12 protein-coding genes are annotated in these 14,706 nt (G+C 49.1%); 8 read left to right on the forward strand and 4 right to left on the reverse strand.

Annotated features, from left to right (window positions below; genetic code table 11):
* The 5 genes from GX364_02640 (at position 1) to GX364_02660 (ending at position 5,292) form a co-directional block, all read left to right on the forward strand.
* Positions 1-423, forward strand: coding sequence for a hypothetical protein (locus GX364_02640; protein NLI69748.1), 423 nt, complete (start codon positions 1-3; stop codon positions 421-423).
* Positions 416-784: a helix-turn-helix transcriptional regulator gene (locus tag GX364_02645; protein ID NLI69749.1), complete on the forward strand. Its 369-nt coding sequence runs from the start codon at positions 416-418 to the stop codon at positions 782-784. The genes GX364_02640 and GX364_02645 overlap by 8 nt, the downstream gene beginning before the upstream one ends.
* Complete coding sequence (locus GX364_02650) at positions 784-1,230, forward strand: preprotein translocase subunit SecB (GenBank protein ID NLI69750.1); 447 nt, start codon at positions 784-786, stop codon at positions 1,228-1,230. Before GX364_02645 ends, GX364_02650 begins: the two co-directional genes overlap by 1 nt.
* A gap of 537 nt (positions 1,231-1,767) precedes the next feature.
* Positions 1,768-3,420 (forward strand): serine hydrolase, encoded by a 1,653-nt coding sequence (locus tag GX364_02655; GenBank protein NLI69751.1) that lies wholly within the window; start codon positions 1,768-1,770, stop codon positions 3,418-3,420.
* A 273-nt stretch (positions 3,421-3,693) separates the two neighbouring features.
* Positions 3,694-5,292 carry a beta-N-acetylhexosaminidase gene (locus tag GX364_02660; GenBank protein ID NLI69752.1) on the forward strand — a complete coding sequence of 533 codons (1,599 nt, stop codon included), beginning with the start codon at positions 3,694-3,696 and terminating at the stop codon, positions 5,290-5,292.
* Positions 5,293-5,358: 66 nt separating this feature from the next.
* Here GX364_02660 and GX364_02665 read toward each other — a convergent pair whose 3' ends face one another.
* Positions 5,359-7,524, reverse strand: a complete 2,166-nt coding sequence (locus GX364_02665; protein NLI69753.1) for an FAD-dependent oxidoreductase — start codon at positions 7,522-7,524, stop codon at positions 5,359-5,361.
* A gap of 129 nt (positions 7,525-7,653) precedes the next feature.
* Positions 7,654-8,715 carry a DUF2804 family protein gene (locus GX364_02670; protein NLI69754.1) on the reverse strand — a complete coding sequence of 354 codons (1,062 nt, stop codon included), beginning with the start codon at positions 8,713-8,715 and terminating at the stop codon, positions 7,654-7,656.
* A 298-nt stretch (positions 8,716-9,013) separates the two neighbouring features.
* On the opposite strand from GX364_02670, the gene GX364_02675 reads away from it, so the two are divergent.
* The 3 genes from GX364_02675 (at position 9,014) to GX364_02685 (ending at position 12,460) form a co-directional block, all read left to right on the forward strand.
* Positions 9,014-10,315, forward strand: a complete 1,302-nt coding sequence (locus GX364_02675) for a GAF domain-containing sensor histidine kinase (GenBank protein ID NLI69755.1) — start codon at positions 9,014-9,016, stop codon at positions 10,313-10,315.
* A 119-nt stretch (positions 10,316-10,434) separates the two neighbouring features.
* Positions 10,435-11,217, forward strand: a complete 783-nt coding sequence (locus GX364_02680) for a response regulator (GenBank protein NLI69756.1) — start codon at positions 10,435-10,437, stop codon at positions 11,215-11,217.
* A 304-nt stretch (positions 11,218-11,521) separates the two neighbouring features.
* The gene (locus GX364_02685; GenBank protein ID NLI69757.1) at positions 11,522-12,460 is read left to right on the forward strand and encodes a cation transporter; all 939 of its coding nucleotides are present in this window, start codon (positions 11,522-11,524) and stop codon (positions 12,458-12,460) included.
* A 71-nt stretch (positions 12,461-12,531) separates the two neighbouring features.
* Here GX364_02685 and GX364_02690 read toward each other — a convergent pair whose 3' ends face one another.
* Positions 12,532-13,365 carry an alpha/beta fold hydrolase gene (locus GX364_02690; protein NLI69758.1) on the reverse strand — a complete coding sequence of 278 codons (834 nt, stop codon included), beginning with the start codon at positions 13,363-13,365 and terminating at the stop codon, positions 12,532-12,534.
* A 144-nt stretch (positions 13,366-13,509) separates the two neighbouring features.
* Complete coding sequence (locus GX364_02695; GenBank protein NLI69759.1) at positions 13,510-14,268, reverse strand: glucose 1-dehydrogenase; 759 nt, start codon at positions 14,266-14,268, stop codon at positions 13,510-13,512.
* Positions 14,269-14,706: the final 438 nt, after the last annotated feature.

Raw genomic sequence — 14,706 nt, forward strand, 5'->3', positions numbered from 1 at the left:
ATGGTGATTGTGAAAAACGTTTTGTATCCCGAGGAATTCAGGTGTTCCTATATCAAAGAACACCCAAAATACGAAAATGACTTGAAGGAATTGATTGAAAGAAGCGGTTTCAGGGACAAATTTAGCGGTTTATACAGGCAAAGGTTAAAATACCTGGAGGAGCACCATGAACTTTGTATACGTAGGGGAAATTGGTTTGAACTTTTGAAACATGTTGATGTTGAATTGTATGTGGCCAAGTTCAAAGCCCGGAAGAACATAAGAATTCTTTTCTGTTTCATTGAATATAAAGGATTGGAATACGCTGTTTTGTTATATCCATTTGAAGAAAAGAAAAGTGGTAAAAGAAAAAGTAAGGAAAGTTACAGTGCTGCCATTACAATTGCTTTGAGCAGGTTGAAGGAGGTTTTGACTGATGTTTGATGTTCAGCAGTTGCCTGATGCTTGGGACACATTCTACAGTTTTTTTGGTGAAAAAGATCGTATGAATGAGGGGCTCTACGATATTTATTACAAGATTTCCACCGCTATCTTCGATCATAGAATTGGAAAGAACCTTTCACAAACTCAACTTGCCAATAAACTTGGTGTAACTCAAGCCATGGTTTCAAAACTTGAAAGTGGTGACTATAACTATTCTGTGGAGCAACTTTGGAAGGTATCACAGAAGCTTGGCTTAAAATTAATAATTTCGCTTGAAGAGAATATTGAAGAAATTCCGGTTAGTTCTTTGAACGAAAAACAGGGTCAAATAATTTACTATCCTGATGTGGCGGTGGGGTAATGAAAGATAAGGATGTATCATCGGACTTTATTTTTATTGGCAACAGGGTAAAAAACTTTAACCTGGAAACGCGCCAGGTCAACAAGAAAGATCAGCAGGCCGTGCTTTCGTTTGATTTTGAATATAATGTTAACGATGTTCAGCGAAGTGAAGAAAAATTGCTTGGGATTATTGAGTTTATGGTCAAGGCCAGGGCAAAAATTAAAAGAAGAATACTGTTCAAGGTTGAACTGGTTATGGAAGGTGCCTTTGGCTGCGAATCAAAACATCTTTCTGAAGAAAGATTCATGGAGATGCTTGAGATAAACGGCCTGATCACCCTATCGCATTTATCGAGGGCATACTTAATAAACGTAACATCTCAGTCCGGATTCACCCCTCCCCTGAAAATGCCGATGATCAACGTGATGAAACTAAGAGAAATGAAAAAACAATCAACAGAATAATCCGGGAAAAATGCAATTGCAAAGGGACTTCCATTGCATTGGTGGCCATGCTCAACTAGAAGATACGCCAGAAAAAGAAGAATGATATCCCATTATAAAATGTCTAGTTCATTCTGGGTATATATCAGGGTCAAATTGCGGGCCGGTAATATAACTCCTGCACCACCAAGTAAGTGTTTCGACCTCCATTTAAGGTGGCGTGCCTGGGAAAGATTCGAACCTCCGACAAACGGATTGGAAATCCATGATTGATGTTCCGATGTTTATCAAGACTTGTGGTTTTAGCCGTGGGATGAACACGTTTTGTATTCTTGGCAAACAGCTAAAGATATGTTAATTGTCATCCGCAGATTGCTGCCGGCATAATCTGAAAGTAGATGGCATTTTCAAGCAGGATTTTTCCGGGCGATAACGAAAGAAAATAGTATGGCGGTGCACGGAGCGAGCGGGGGGATCTAGGCCCCTGAATGGGGCTTGCCGCTACTCATGTCCATACCCATGCGGTTCCTGCATCTATCTGATCGAAGGACTGTGAAGATGAAGAAAAACAAATTTCTGGCATGGTTGTTATTATCCTGTCTGTTTCTGATGCCTGTCGGGCTACCCGTGATAGTTGAAGCAGATGAAGTACACGATCCAACTGGAGACGAGCCAATGAATGAAAAGAAAGATGGGGTAGACCCCGCTTGCGTACTGAAATTTTTGCAAGAAATATCGGATGCGGGTGTGGAGAACCACAGCATGGTCATCATGCGCCATGGCCAGGTTCTGCTTGAGTCCTACGCGTATCCCTATGCGGCAGAAATCCCGCACATGATGTTTTCACTGACCAAGAGCATCGTCAGCACCGCGGTGGGGTTTGCCATCGATGAAGGCAAGTTGGCTCTTGATACAAAGTTAACCGATCTGTTCGCGGAATACGAATACAAGGATGACCCGAAATGGGAAAAGTTGACCATAGAATCCCTTCTAACCATGAACAGCGGGAAGAAATTCAGCTTTGTGCGTGATATGTCCAAAGGGGACTATGCCGAAATGTTCATGAAGGCACCTTTCCGCAAGGACGAAGGTTTTTACTACAGCAACGATGATACGTACATGCTGGGGGCGGCGGTAACAAAAGTAGCGGGTGAGTCCCTGGTGGATTATCTGATGCCCCGTTTGTTTGAACCTCTGGGCATTGAAAAGCCGTTCTGGGAAACGGATGCCAGGGGTTTTTGTGTCGGTGGCACCGGTATCTATCTCAGAACCATGGATATCGCCAAGATATGCCAATGTTATCTCGACCGGGGGCAATATGATGGCAAGCAGGTGATCCCGGAAGCATGGGCCTTGACTGCAGGCAAGTTCAAGGTGAAAACGGATGAGGACCTCGGGTACGGCTACCTGTTCTGGGTCAACGATGACGGCAGTTACAGAATGGCCGGTATGTTGGGACAGTTCGGGATAATTTTCCCGCAGCATGATGCCGTGGTGGCTATTACCGGTTGCACACTGGAAGAGGAGATCCAGAACGAGATATTTGAAAAATATTTCCCCCTGGCATTTGAAACCGCTGCGGACAAAGGTTCATGGGAGTCCTTGAACGATTTTCTGGAGGAGAGGAACAGGGTGGATATACCTGTCTCTGCAAGAAATCCACTGGAAAGGGATATTGACGGCAAGGTCTATAACATGAACAAGCTGGCAAAAGGTTTTACCGGGCTGATCAATGCACCGTTGTCGGTTATGCCGACGGCCGTCAATGTCAGTTTTGCCCGGAGGCCGCATGAGAGTATGGATGATCTTGTCTTCAAGTTCGAGGAGGATGTCTGCATCATCACATGGCAGGAAGGGGACAGCAAAATCCATATCAGAAGCGGCATGGATGGGGAACCCCGTTTCTCGGATATTGAAAGATGCGGTTACCCTTACCGGTTGTGGAGTTACTGCTACTGGCAGGATGATAAGCTTGTTGTAACCGTGAAGCCGATCAATACGGCGGCAACACAGCACTTCGAATTCTCGTTCAAGAACAACAACATGACCATGAAAATGAGAAGCAACCCCGATTTTGCCGATTTTATCTCCAGCAACGCGGTATCCAGTGGGGAAATTCCCGATATCAAATATATCACGCCGGCAGTAGTATGGATTATCAAGCAAGTTTTGCAATACGACAAGATACCCGTGCCGTTCAGCGGGGCATGATACATACAATCCCCCCTTTCTTGATGGTTTCTGCAGTCGGGCCTGTACTGCACGGAGTTATGTTTCGGCCCCGATCCGGCTTGCAGCCAGACGTTGCCATCTGAACAGGAAGCAAGGTTTTGATGAGATATTTCTCTCCGGGTGAGAGCCCGCAATTCACCGCCACCAATTCCGGGGCTGCAAATCATGCCTTTGAATGACAATCATTTATGATATAAAATGAGTACAGCATCGTGAGGATTTTATTGTCCGGAAAGGGGGCAGCGATAGACAGTGAAAATCAATATCATTCCTCAACCGAACAGCATCACCGTGGATGAAAATGCAAAGCCCTTCATCATGACTGATCGCATCAGGATAGTTGACGGCGGGCATGACCTGCTGGCAGCAAGGAATTTGCTTGAATTCCTGAAGGGTGTCGGGATCAAAAATGATGGACGTGTTGCAGGAACGGTGGAATTTATCGTCGATCAGCGTATTGAAAATGATGAAGGATACAGTCTCGAGGTTGAAGAAAAGTGTATTTCGGTCAGGGCGAACGGTGATCGGGGTTTGTTTTACGGGGTGCAATCCCTGAAACAGATTATTTTTGATCGCTACCGGGAGAAGAAAGGTGTAATTCCGGCCTTGAAAATCGACGATCATCCTCGTTTTCGCCACCGGGGTTACATGCTCGATATCGTCAGGCATTTTTTTGGCCGGGAAGAGATCCTGAGACTGATAGAACTGCTCTCGCTACATAAATTGAACGTCTTTCATCTTCACCTTACCGATGACCAGGGCTGGAGGGTGGAGATAAAAAAATATCCCAACCTGGTCACCACGGGTTCCAGGCGGGATCAGACGCTGGGGGATCGTACTCCCCACGGCGGTTATCTTACCCGGGAGGATCTGACGGAGATTGTTGAATATGCCGCCGAGCATTTCATGACCGTCATCCCCGAGATCGAAATGCCCGGGCATTTTACATCGGCCATTGCCAGCTATCCGGAGCTCGGTTGCGACGGGAAGCAGATTCCGGTGGCCACTTCGTTTGGCATCAAGAGTGACATCGCCTGTGCCGGAAAGGAGACCACCTACGAGTTTATATTCGGGGTGCTCGATGAGATAACAGACCTTTTTCCATCGCCCTACATCCACATCGGCGGGGATGAAGCCGAAAAAAGCCACTGGGCTGCCTGCCCTCACTGCCAGAAGGCCATGAGCAGGGAGGGGCTGACTGACCTGGAAGAACTGCAGGGGTATTTTACCAACAGGATCATCGAGTATCTGAATGGCAAGGGGAAGAAGGCCATCGTCTGGAATGAGAGTATCTACAGTGGTTTTCTGGACGAGCGGGCTGTCTGCCATTACTGGTCTGACGGGGTGATACCGCGTAGGGTTGCAGGGGAGATCAACAGGGGCAGGGAGACCATCGTCTCCAGGTTTACCCCGTTGTATCTTGATTATCCCCATGCCATGCACAGTTTGAGAGCTGTCTACGAATTTGAACCCGTTCCGGAAGGAGTAAAAGATGAATTCCGGCAGAAGATCATGGGTGTCGAAACTCCTTTGTGGACTGAATTTATTGAGGACAGGGAGCAGATAGACTATTTGAGTTTTCCCCGTGTCTGTGCTGCGAGCGAACTCTCCTGGACCCGTCCCCGGTTCAGGAAGTACGATAATTTTTTGCGCAGGCTTCGCTCCTTCCAGCGTTATCTGGATTTCCTTGATGTAAAGTATGCGCCCCTGTTTGAGGCCGATCCTGCCGGATTTGCAAGGATTGGCCAGATGCTCGGGTTTGCTCGCAAGTTCATGAAAAATGTATTTGCCGTCAGCCTTTCCTCGCAGGTACGGGCTGCACTGAACATGAACAGAGCTCGCAAGCGATGATCGGACTGTGAAAAACCCCCTTCCGTCCGGAAGGGGGTAAAAAAATTCTACCGTGCCCGAATGTTTTCAGATATGCCGGGCCACATCGTTGGCTTCGGTGATCGCCTCCCAGGCCCGGGCCGGTTCCCGGGCATCACCGATGCAGTAAATCTCTCTCGAATCGGCATTGCGTATGAGGTTCTCGTAAAGTGTCTTTTCGGACTGTCCACCGGTGGAGAAGATTATAAAATCCGTGTCTATGATTATCTCTTCGGTGTCATCGGGGTTCAGTTTCCGGGCAAACGGATTGTGTACATTCCTGGGGATCAATGTTGTCCACGGTGTGTAAGGATCCGGCCGCCTGCGGTTGGCCCGGATATGGACTTTATTCTCCGAAATACGAAACACCTTCGAGGCATTGTAGACTTTCACGGGGTTTTTGAGACGATCTTCGTGGCGATCCGTTGGTGCTCCGGCACCCATCATCAGCCAGAGCATCATCCCCCGGTTGGCATGGACAACCCCCTCCATCAGCTCGGGCAGCATCTCGACCACGGTAACCTCGAGGCCTTTCTCGTAGGCCAGCGAGTAAGCAACTTCGCAGCCGACCAGCCCACCGCCGACCACCGTCACGCGGCGCGCCTGTTCGGGCAGTGCAAAACCATCCTTCAACAGTTCGCGTGCCTCCCGGTATGCTGTCTTCTCCAGCCCTTCCAGCGGGGGGATCAGGGGTTTCAATCCGGTACTGCAGATCACCACATCGAAATCCTGCAACATTTCCACTCCGGCTTCGGTCTGATAACGGATTTCAAGCCCCTCCCTGGAATACTGTTCCATCTGGTACTGGAGGTTCTCGATGTATCTGGCGACGTCGTGCTTGATCTTCAATTTGCCGCTCAGGTAAAGTTGGCCTCCCACATATGATTCCTTCTCGAAGAGAGTTACGTCATGGCCCCTCAGAAATGCCGTTCTGGCTGCCTCGCAGCCCCCGGGGCCTGCTCCGACCACGGCGACCCTTTTGCGCAAATTGGTTTTTACCAATTTCTTGGTATCCTCGAATCCGGCATAGGGGTTGACGGTGCAGCATGGATGTCCCCCCAGGATGAATGATTGAATACAGCCTTCCTGGTCACCTATACAGTGAATGATCTCCCTTGTGCGCCCTTCCCTGACTTTCTGTGGCCAGTAAGGATCGGCGAGAAGGGGGCGTCCGAGCATGACGAAATCGGCTTTGTTTTCGGCCAGTACACTTTCTGCCACTTCGGGCTTGCCCATCTTGCCCACGGCAATTACCTTGGCGGGAATATTTTCCCGAACAAAGAATTCCTTCAGGGCCAGGGCAATTTCATCCACGTAGGGCTTATCGACAAAATAAGCCGGTGGGTGCGGGTAGAACCAGTTATCATAGCAGCCCTTGTCCACATCAAAAGCATCGACCCCGGCCTCCCACAGTGCTTTGCAGAATGCGAGCCCTTCACTGATAACACGTTCTTTTCCCCTGAAATTGCGTTTAAAAATCCTGTCCCCATAGGAATGTTGCAATGCCTGGGTCAGGTCCATGCGGTATATTACGGGGAAATCCTTGCCGCAGAGCCGCTTGATCTCCTTTACGGAATCGATGCCAAATTGAAATCTATTCCTGTAGCGTCCCAGCTTTCTTCTGTTCCAGGGCAACGAAGTTAGCTGATCCATCAGGTAGCCCTCGTGGCCATGAAGTTGTACGCCATCAAATCCGGAAACCATGGCGTTGACAGCGCCCTGGCCCGTATTTTTGATGATCTTTTTGATCTGCCGATCGGTGAAGGGGATATGAGGAAGCTGGGGCACGTAGAAGTTTCGATTCACCGAGGCCGATTTCAGGATCTTTCCTTTCAATGCCACCTCGGGTGAGCCTACCCGCCCCAAACCGGCGGTCAGCTGGATAAAAATCTTGGCGTCAAAGGAATGTACCGCCGCGGCCAGGTCCCTCCATCCGGAAAGCCTGGTCCGCGAGGAACCATCTATGCGCGGGAAGTAGGTGGTATCGTTATCTTCCGAGACGGTGGGATCGATCCCGTGTGATATCGGGATAAGGCCGGTGATCAGAAGGCCGGCCCCGCCCCTGGCCCTTTCTGCGAAATAATCGATCATCTTTGTAAGCGGCCTCCCTATCGGATCCGCCATGTTGATATTGCCCATCGGGGCCATGATGATGCGATTTTTGACCCAACAAGTTCCTATTTCACCCGGTTCGAACAACCTTTCAAAGTTCAAAATTGGCACCTCCATTTTTATGTATGCATTTGCATTGATGGGCTGCTGTAGCAGTAACTGGCATCGTGGTCTGTACAACCTGCTCAATCGATTTATTGCCAGGCCCGGTCGCTGCAGAGGCGCAGACGATCAGGCCCTGATTTTCTTTTTTTCACCCATGCCGAAACAATTTTCTACAATTATCTTGCTATCTTCCAGCTGAAAAAATCCCTTGAATCTGCCCATCGGGGCCTCGTAATCGGAGCGAACTGCCAGCAGGTTGAGTTTGACTACCTTGAATGCTTTTGGCTCCGGGTAAAACCAGAGGTCCACCATCCCATAATTGTCTGTGATATGCCACTTTTCTTCCCTTTCATGATATCTTTTCACCTTGATCGGAGGCAACACATTCATTTTTCCGTTGACCCAGAGGCAATTCTCATTGTATTTTTCATGATTCAGGATCTGGTTGTCGGTCAAATTGAAACCGTAGTCGTTCCCTTCATTGTCCCTGGCGAAACCGGTAACCCAATCGTATTTCATCTCGTAGGGATAGTACCCTTTATGATCATCCAGAACCAGGCGGGAATTGTCCCTGCCAAATTCATTTTTTTCGTTACCCATGGCGATAAATCCTTCCATCGCCATCAAGTTCTTGTGCGAATAAAGTGCTCTGTTGGGGGCAAATGGTTGGCAGATCACGATCGGTTCACCTTCGTGGTACGCCTTCAGATGCAGCCTCGTAACCGGTAGATCACCCTGTGGGCCTATCTCCCCTTCCACGGTGATTTCCCCCTTTTCCAGATTGTTCCTGACTGCCAGGTAATAGTTTCTGGCCCGGCCCACGGAGACGCTGTTGAAAAGGCCGGAGGCGTTTTTGATTTTGAAACTGGGCATTATCTTTTCATAATTGTAAAATATCTCATTGCGTAGATCATATACCGCCAGCAGAACATATCCGTTCACCTTGGCATTGTAAACGGCTCCAAAGATGAAGATGTCTTTGTTTCCGGCCTGAAAAGCCTCCCATTCTTTCAGCCTGAATTTTTTGTACCACCGTGGAGCCGGGAAACCCAGAGGATTTTTTGCATCCAGCATGTTTATTCCGGGTATGGGTTGATTGTATGTGCCGAAATTGAACATGCCCCTGTTATCAACCAGAGCGGGTATGGCATTTTTGACCTCGCGGCGGTAAAGATTCCTTTTAACCACAAGCTATCCCCCACTTATACAAAAAATAACTACCGTTTGAAGATCTTCGATTCAAGGGTTCAATAGATATATTCAACCTGCCACAGCCAATATCCTGCCCGGTTTGCCCGGGCAGGGGTTCGGCAATCCGGCCCGGTGTCCGGAAGCATTGTTCGGGAGAATCAATCGGCGAGCCGCAAGCATTTTTGATTGACACATTTCAGTTGACAGAGTATAATGACAGTAAATTGGGAATATTCAGATTATATTGCCAGTCCTTTCAAGAATCCTGTTCGGAACGGGAGGAGGTCAGAAAAAAATGGTCACGGAAAAAAAACGGTTGCAAGCAGCTTTGCCCCCTTACAATACCGGAAGAACCGGGGTTTCCCTGTTGAATATCCCCATGCCCGGTATGCATGACGAGAACAAATCCATGGAATCGCTGATAGCCTTGAGCCAGATAATCTCTACGGTGAGCGGATCGCATGACCTTGAACCTGTCCTGAGGAAAGGATTGGAGACCGCCCTCGATTTTGTGGGGGCAAACTGTGGCGGTGTTATGCTCCTTGATGATCGAGACAGACATTTGGCCTATCATATTTACCTGGGTCTATCCGAGGAATTTGCCGGGAAAGTTTCGCCGGAACCGGGTCAAGGAATAAATGGAAACGTAGTCTCAACCGGGGAAGCTGTCCTACTTGATGACATCCTGGGGGAACCCGATGTCATGTACAGGGAGCTGATCAGGAAAGAAGGGATACGGGCTTTTATCAGTATTCCCCTCCGTTTCAGGGAGAGGGTTCTGGGTGTTTTGAACTGCGGAAGTCCCCGGAAGCAGCATTTTGCAGAAAGAGATATGCATCTTTTGAATTCCATCGGCGAACTGCTCGGGCTGGCCATCGGACATTTCCGACTGCACAGGAAGCTGCAGGAAAATAGAGAGAGGTACCGTGATGTGGCCCGTCAGGTCATCACCGTGCAGGAGAGGGAGAAGAAAAGAATTTCACAGGAGCTGCATGATGAAACAAGCCAGATGCTTGCTGCCCTGACCCTTCAATTGAAAACGCTGAGTGGAATGGCGGAGATGATCGGCCTGCAGGATCGGAAATTCATGCAGATGTTGGGGAAAATTCATGATACGGCAGTGCAGATAAACGACGAGGTTAACCGCATTATTTCTGATTTGCGCCCAACTTTGCTGGATTCCCTCGGGTTTATAGCGGCTATTCGCCATTATGCGGAATCAAACCTTGCGCCATTGGACGTCAATGTTTCCTTTGATATCATCGAGGATCCCGGGTCCTTTTCACCGGAAGACGAGATCAACCTTTTTCGATGGGTACAGGGGATCATCGGGAATATCGTTCAGCATTCCCGGGCACGGAATGTGGTCATTTCTTTGCAGAAGAAAAATGATCACCTGGAACTTTGTATACGGGATGATGGCATCGGATTCGATGTCTCGAGGATCGGGCAGATCAACACACAGAAAAAAAGGCATGGCCTGGGATTGATCATCGCCAAGGAAAGGTTGAAACTGATCGGGGGGAATTGTTCGGTACAGTCACGGCCGGGGGAAGGCACCACTGTTGTGGCGGTTATTCCCCGATTCAGAACCTGAAAAAATGTGTAATATGGTTGCAGGCATCATGCCTGGAAACAGATGCCCGTGACAGAATGTTTTCTCGGGAATAGCAAGGTTTCAAATTACGAAAACCGGAGGAAAGGTGGGATGGTAAAATGAAAAGGAATGTTCTCATTGTTGACCAGGATCAGAAGTTCATTACCGGTCTCCGGGAGGAACTCGAGAAGAGGCGCTGCAACGTATTTATTGCCTGTGATAGAGAAAAGGCGCAGAAAGCTGTGGAAACCAGGAAACTGCAACTGGTTATTCTTGGTGCCATAACGCCTCGCGGGGATATTTTCAAATTTCACCGATGGCTCAAGAACAGGATGGCGAGCCGGGACCTGCCCCTGGTGGTGGTGGATCTTCCTCCCGAAGAACGGCTTGACGGTGGGGGTTGGAGAAGGGAAGAAGGATTGAGATTGGATGCCGATGATTATTTTTGCCGCCCCATACCCCTCCACGAGTTGGCGGTGGCTATCAAGGACCTGCTGGACAGGATTGCCGGGAAGATCCGGGTGCTCGTGGTGGACGATCATGCCATGTTCAGGGAAGGAATTTGCGCTTTCCTGAGTTTGCAAAAAGACATGCTCATCGTTGGGGAAGCCGTGGATGGCAAGGATGCGATAGAAAAGATAGATCGGCTGTTGCCGCATGTGGTGCTGATGGATATTGTTATGCCGGAATTGAATGGCATCGAGGCGATGAAACAGATCAGTAAAAGGTGCAAGGATATCAGGGTTCTGATTTTGAGCCAGTATGAAGAGGAAGGCTACATCAGCGCCACTGAACAGGCCGGGGCCTTCGGTTTTATTCCCAAGAAAAACGTCAGCAGCGAGCTTCTCAAGGCTATACGAACGGCGAAACGATCCAGAAACCGGGTAAGATATTATCTCTGAAAAACTGGCAGGCAGTGGATAGAGGGGGGCAGGGATACCCGCATTTTCATGGTTCCCTGTCCCCGTTTTCGGTATATCCCGATCCGGCTGCAAGATGCCCGATTGTTTGGTTTCAGGTTCGGAAACAAGCATGCCATCCTGCAATTTGCAGGGGTTGAATCCTTCTGCCGGTGCATAGTATAGTAAGTAGCAAGAAAACCGATGAGGCGGCCGGATCAGGTTCTTCCAGGTGTTTTATCCGAACCTGGCGGATGGCCGAGCCATTCCATTTCAGCCGGCTGCCGGGGAGTGAAAGCATATTTCCATGAAAGAAGCTCCTGACGGGAAAAAATTACTGACAGCATTTGATCGTATTCTGATCGGTGATCGGGATATCGGTCAGCCTGAAGAAAGGTTGCGAATCGGATATATCGGTGGCTGGTCCAGTATTGCTGGCAATGCTGTCCTGGCCCTGTTGAAGTTTACTATCGGGTTGGCTGTCGGCAGTGCTTCGCTTCTGGCCAATGCCGTGCATACCGCCTCCGACATCCTCACTTCCGCTGTGATCATCATCGGTTTCAAACTTTCAAGCAAGGAACCGGATCAGAAGCACCCTTACGGGCATGGCCGGATCGAGTACCTGGTGGGATTGATCATCGCCATGGCCCTGATCGGAGTGGGGATTGGATTCATCATCGATGCTTACCGGCGCCTTCTTTCCGGTGTTTCAATGCGCCCAAGTTTGTTGGCTGTCATCGTGGCTGTTTTTTCGGTATTTCTGAAGGAGTTGATGTATCGGTTTACCGCAAACCTTGGCCGGTTGATCGAATCGGAGGCTTTGCTGGCCGATGCATGGCATCATCGCAGCGATGCTTTCACTTCACTTCTGGTGGTGGCGGCGGTTCTGGGCAGCTATTTCAGGATTGGCTGGCTTGATGCCGTGGGCGCTTTCTGTATAGCCGGCTTCATCATCTATACCGGTGCGGAGATTGCTTATCGTGCCGTAAACAAGATCATCGGTGTCTCGCCTCCTGCTGAATTGCTGGGGCGCCTTGAAAGGGAAGCATTGAAGATAGAAGGGGTTATGGGTGTGCACGATCTGGAAGTGCATGATTACGGCATGCGCAAATATATCTCCCTGCACATCAAAGTTGACAGCAACACTACTCTTCATCGGGCACACGAGATTGTTCACCGGGTGCAGGACAGCCTGGAAGAAAAATTCAACCATCGCGTGACCACCCATCTGGATCTTCACGACTGAATGCCGGCTGGAGGACAGGGCGGATGTGTTATCCTGCCCCAAGCTTCAACCGGGGGGAAGTCGTTGCCGTTCTAACGTCCATGGGCCTGGCCGGTGGAAGAATCCAGGAATTTTTTTGCGACCTGCAGAACACGGGCCGAAAATAAAAGGCTCATATGCCCCAGGGGAATGGTGATGTAACTGCTTCCCCGGGGCGGGGCCGGGGAATGAGCCGGCCATATAAATGTATCGGCAGGGGAGTAGATGGACAGGAGGGAAGTTTTTCCCAGATCCGGATTGTGGTTGAGTTTCTGCAAAAAATTGCTTCCGGGCCGCATTTCATGGGCGTTTTTTCCTACCCCCAGATGGGCGATCATCGTACCATGATGGGGTGTCCCGATGGTAACGAGCCTGTCAACTTTTTTGTCACCTTGCAAAAATTGAAGGTAATAGCGGGAAATCAGACCGCCCTGGCTGTGGGCGATGATATTTACCTTTTCAGTTTCCGATGCATCCAGGATGGCCTCGACCTTTTTTGAGAAGTTTTCCGCCTGTTTTTCGATACTTGTGAAGAGGGGCCCTATATTGATGGGGATCACACTGGTATCACCGAACGATCTCAATCGGAGATACAGATAGGCGAAACATAGCTTGTTTACGCCATAGCCGTGCAACAGGATCGTCGGCGGCTTCGGAGATGGCCGATATTTTCTTTTTGTACTGATGAATCCAAAGAAGAAAAAAGGGACATATATGCTGATCAGAAGGGATTCGTAAATAATGGCGGGAAAAAGCCACAGTGGATTGTAACGCATTCTTTCTTCAGGGAGGGAAAGGCGGTTGTAAACGAGAGCAACGGCAAAAAGAATGACGACCAGACCAAAAACAACGGCCAGGATTCCAAGGATTATCTTCAGAGCAGTCATGTAGCTTACCTCGTATTATTTTGATTTACATCTTGCTTTTTTGTTCTATACGAAAGTCCGGATTCCTCCATTTTGTTCTATATCTCCGCAGGTACGGGGTGGTTTTTCGTACAGGCGGCCTTTTATCTGCCGATGCAGGCTCGACTAGTAAGATGTCCATCCGCCGTCCGCGGCGAGGGCCACCCCGTTGACGAAGCTTGAATCCTCGGTAGCCAGAAACAGAGCGATCCTGGCGATCTCTTCTGCGGTACCACTTCCTGGCATATTGGCCATACCGGATTTGCACCTGATTGCGCCATATTCGTTGACATCCGTGAAACCGTGCATTATCTCTGTTTCCACCGCTCCGGGGCAGATAACGTTGCATCTGATCCCTCTGTCTGCATACATGAAGGCGGTATTCCCGGTCAATCCGATCAGGCCGTACTTGGAAGCGGTGTAGGCCGCCCCCCCTCTACCGCTGCGGAGGCCGGCGATGGAAGAAATATTGATTATTACCCCACCTCCCTGTTCGAGCATGATGGGGATGCTCTTTCTGCAAAGATGGAAAGGAGCGGTCAAATTTACCGAAATGACTTTTTCCCACATCTCGTCCGTTACATCGGCAACCGGTGAGAAATCATCCATGACGCCGGCATTATTGACCAGAACATCGATCCTTCCATGTTTTTTGATCGTGGTTTCGATCAAATTGTCCAGATCGCTTTTCAATGCAACATCCGTGCGGATCGCCAGGACTTCTTGCCCCCGTTTCTTTGCTTCCGCGGCAATCTCGTCCAGTCTTTTTTCTCTTCTTGCTGCCACGACCACATGGGCCCCTTCTTCGGCGAAGAGCATGGCTATGGCCCTACCTATGCCGGAACTTGCACCGGTAACTACTGTTGTTTTTCCTTTTAGTTTCATCGATGATTACATCCTTTCCATAGTGTAGGTTTTTGAACAAAAAAGCGAGTATGTTCAATTTTTATTATACCATTTCTACAAGAACAATATTTTACTCACCGGATCGGTTTTTATATGGCGGGGTTGTGAAAACGAGCCCCGGGCGATTCCTTGGTTTGCCGGGGTAAGAACGGGTAAAATCGATGTGAGGAGCGGGTTCCGGGGCCGGAGGTAAGGTCAGGCGGGGATTGCGTGGATTCAGGAAGCTCTATCCGCGGGGTGTGTTTCATCTACAGAAAACAATCGAAAATTATTTTTGCAGGGTCAAAATTGGGTTGGTGTAAATTTACTTTAGGACTTTGGAGGAAATCTTTTATAAAAAGCGGAAGAGGAACCTCGTAGTATCAGCTTTACCAAATATTCCCCGAAGGGAGAGGTTCCTCTGATGGATATAATTCA

Source organism: Bacillota bacterium (genome assembly GCA_012518215.1).
In the GTDB taxonomy this organism is placed as follows: domain Bacteria; phylum Bacillota; class Dethiobacteria; order DTU022; family PWGO01; genus JAAYSV01.

Excerpts from the sequence above, each read along its gene's own strand:
- GX364_02675 (NLI69755.1), top strand. The coding sequence starts at position 9,014 with ATGGTCACGGAAAAAAAACGGTTGCAAGCAGCTTTGCCCCCTTACAAT.
- GX364_02650 (NLI69750.1), top strand. The coding sequence starts at position 784 with ATGAAAGATAAGGATGTATCATCGGACTTTATTTTTATTGGCAACAGG.
- GX364_02680 (NLI69756.1), top strand. The coding sequence starts at position 10,435 with ATGAAAAGGAATGTTCTCATTGTTGACCAGGATCAGAAGTTCATTACC.
- GX364_02695 (NLI69759.1), bottom strand. The coding sequence starts at position 14,268 with ATGAAACTAAAAGGAAAAACAACAGTAGTTACCGGTGCAAGTTCCGGC.
- GX364_02655 (NLI69751.1), top strand. The coding sequence starts at position 1,768 with ATGAAGAAAAACAAATTTCTGGCATGGTTGTTATTATCCTGTCTGTTT.
- GX364_02690 (NLI69758.1), bottom strand. The coding sequence starts at position 13,365 with ATGACTGCTCTGAAGATAATCCTTGGAATCCTGGCCGTTGTTTTTGGT.
- GX364_02640 (NLI69748.1), top strand. The coding sequence starts at position 1 with ATGGTGATTGTGAAAAACGTTTTGTATCCCGAGGAATTCAGGTGTTCC.
- GX364_02645 (NLI69749.1), top strand. The coding sequence starts at position 416 with ATGTTTGATGTTCAGCAGTTGCCTGATGCTTGGGACACATTCTACAGT.
- GX364_02685 (NLI69757.1), top strand. The coding sequence starts at position 11,522 with ATGAAAGAAGCTCCTGACGGGAAAAAATTACTGACAGCATTTGATCGT.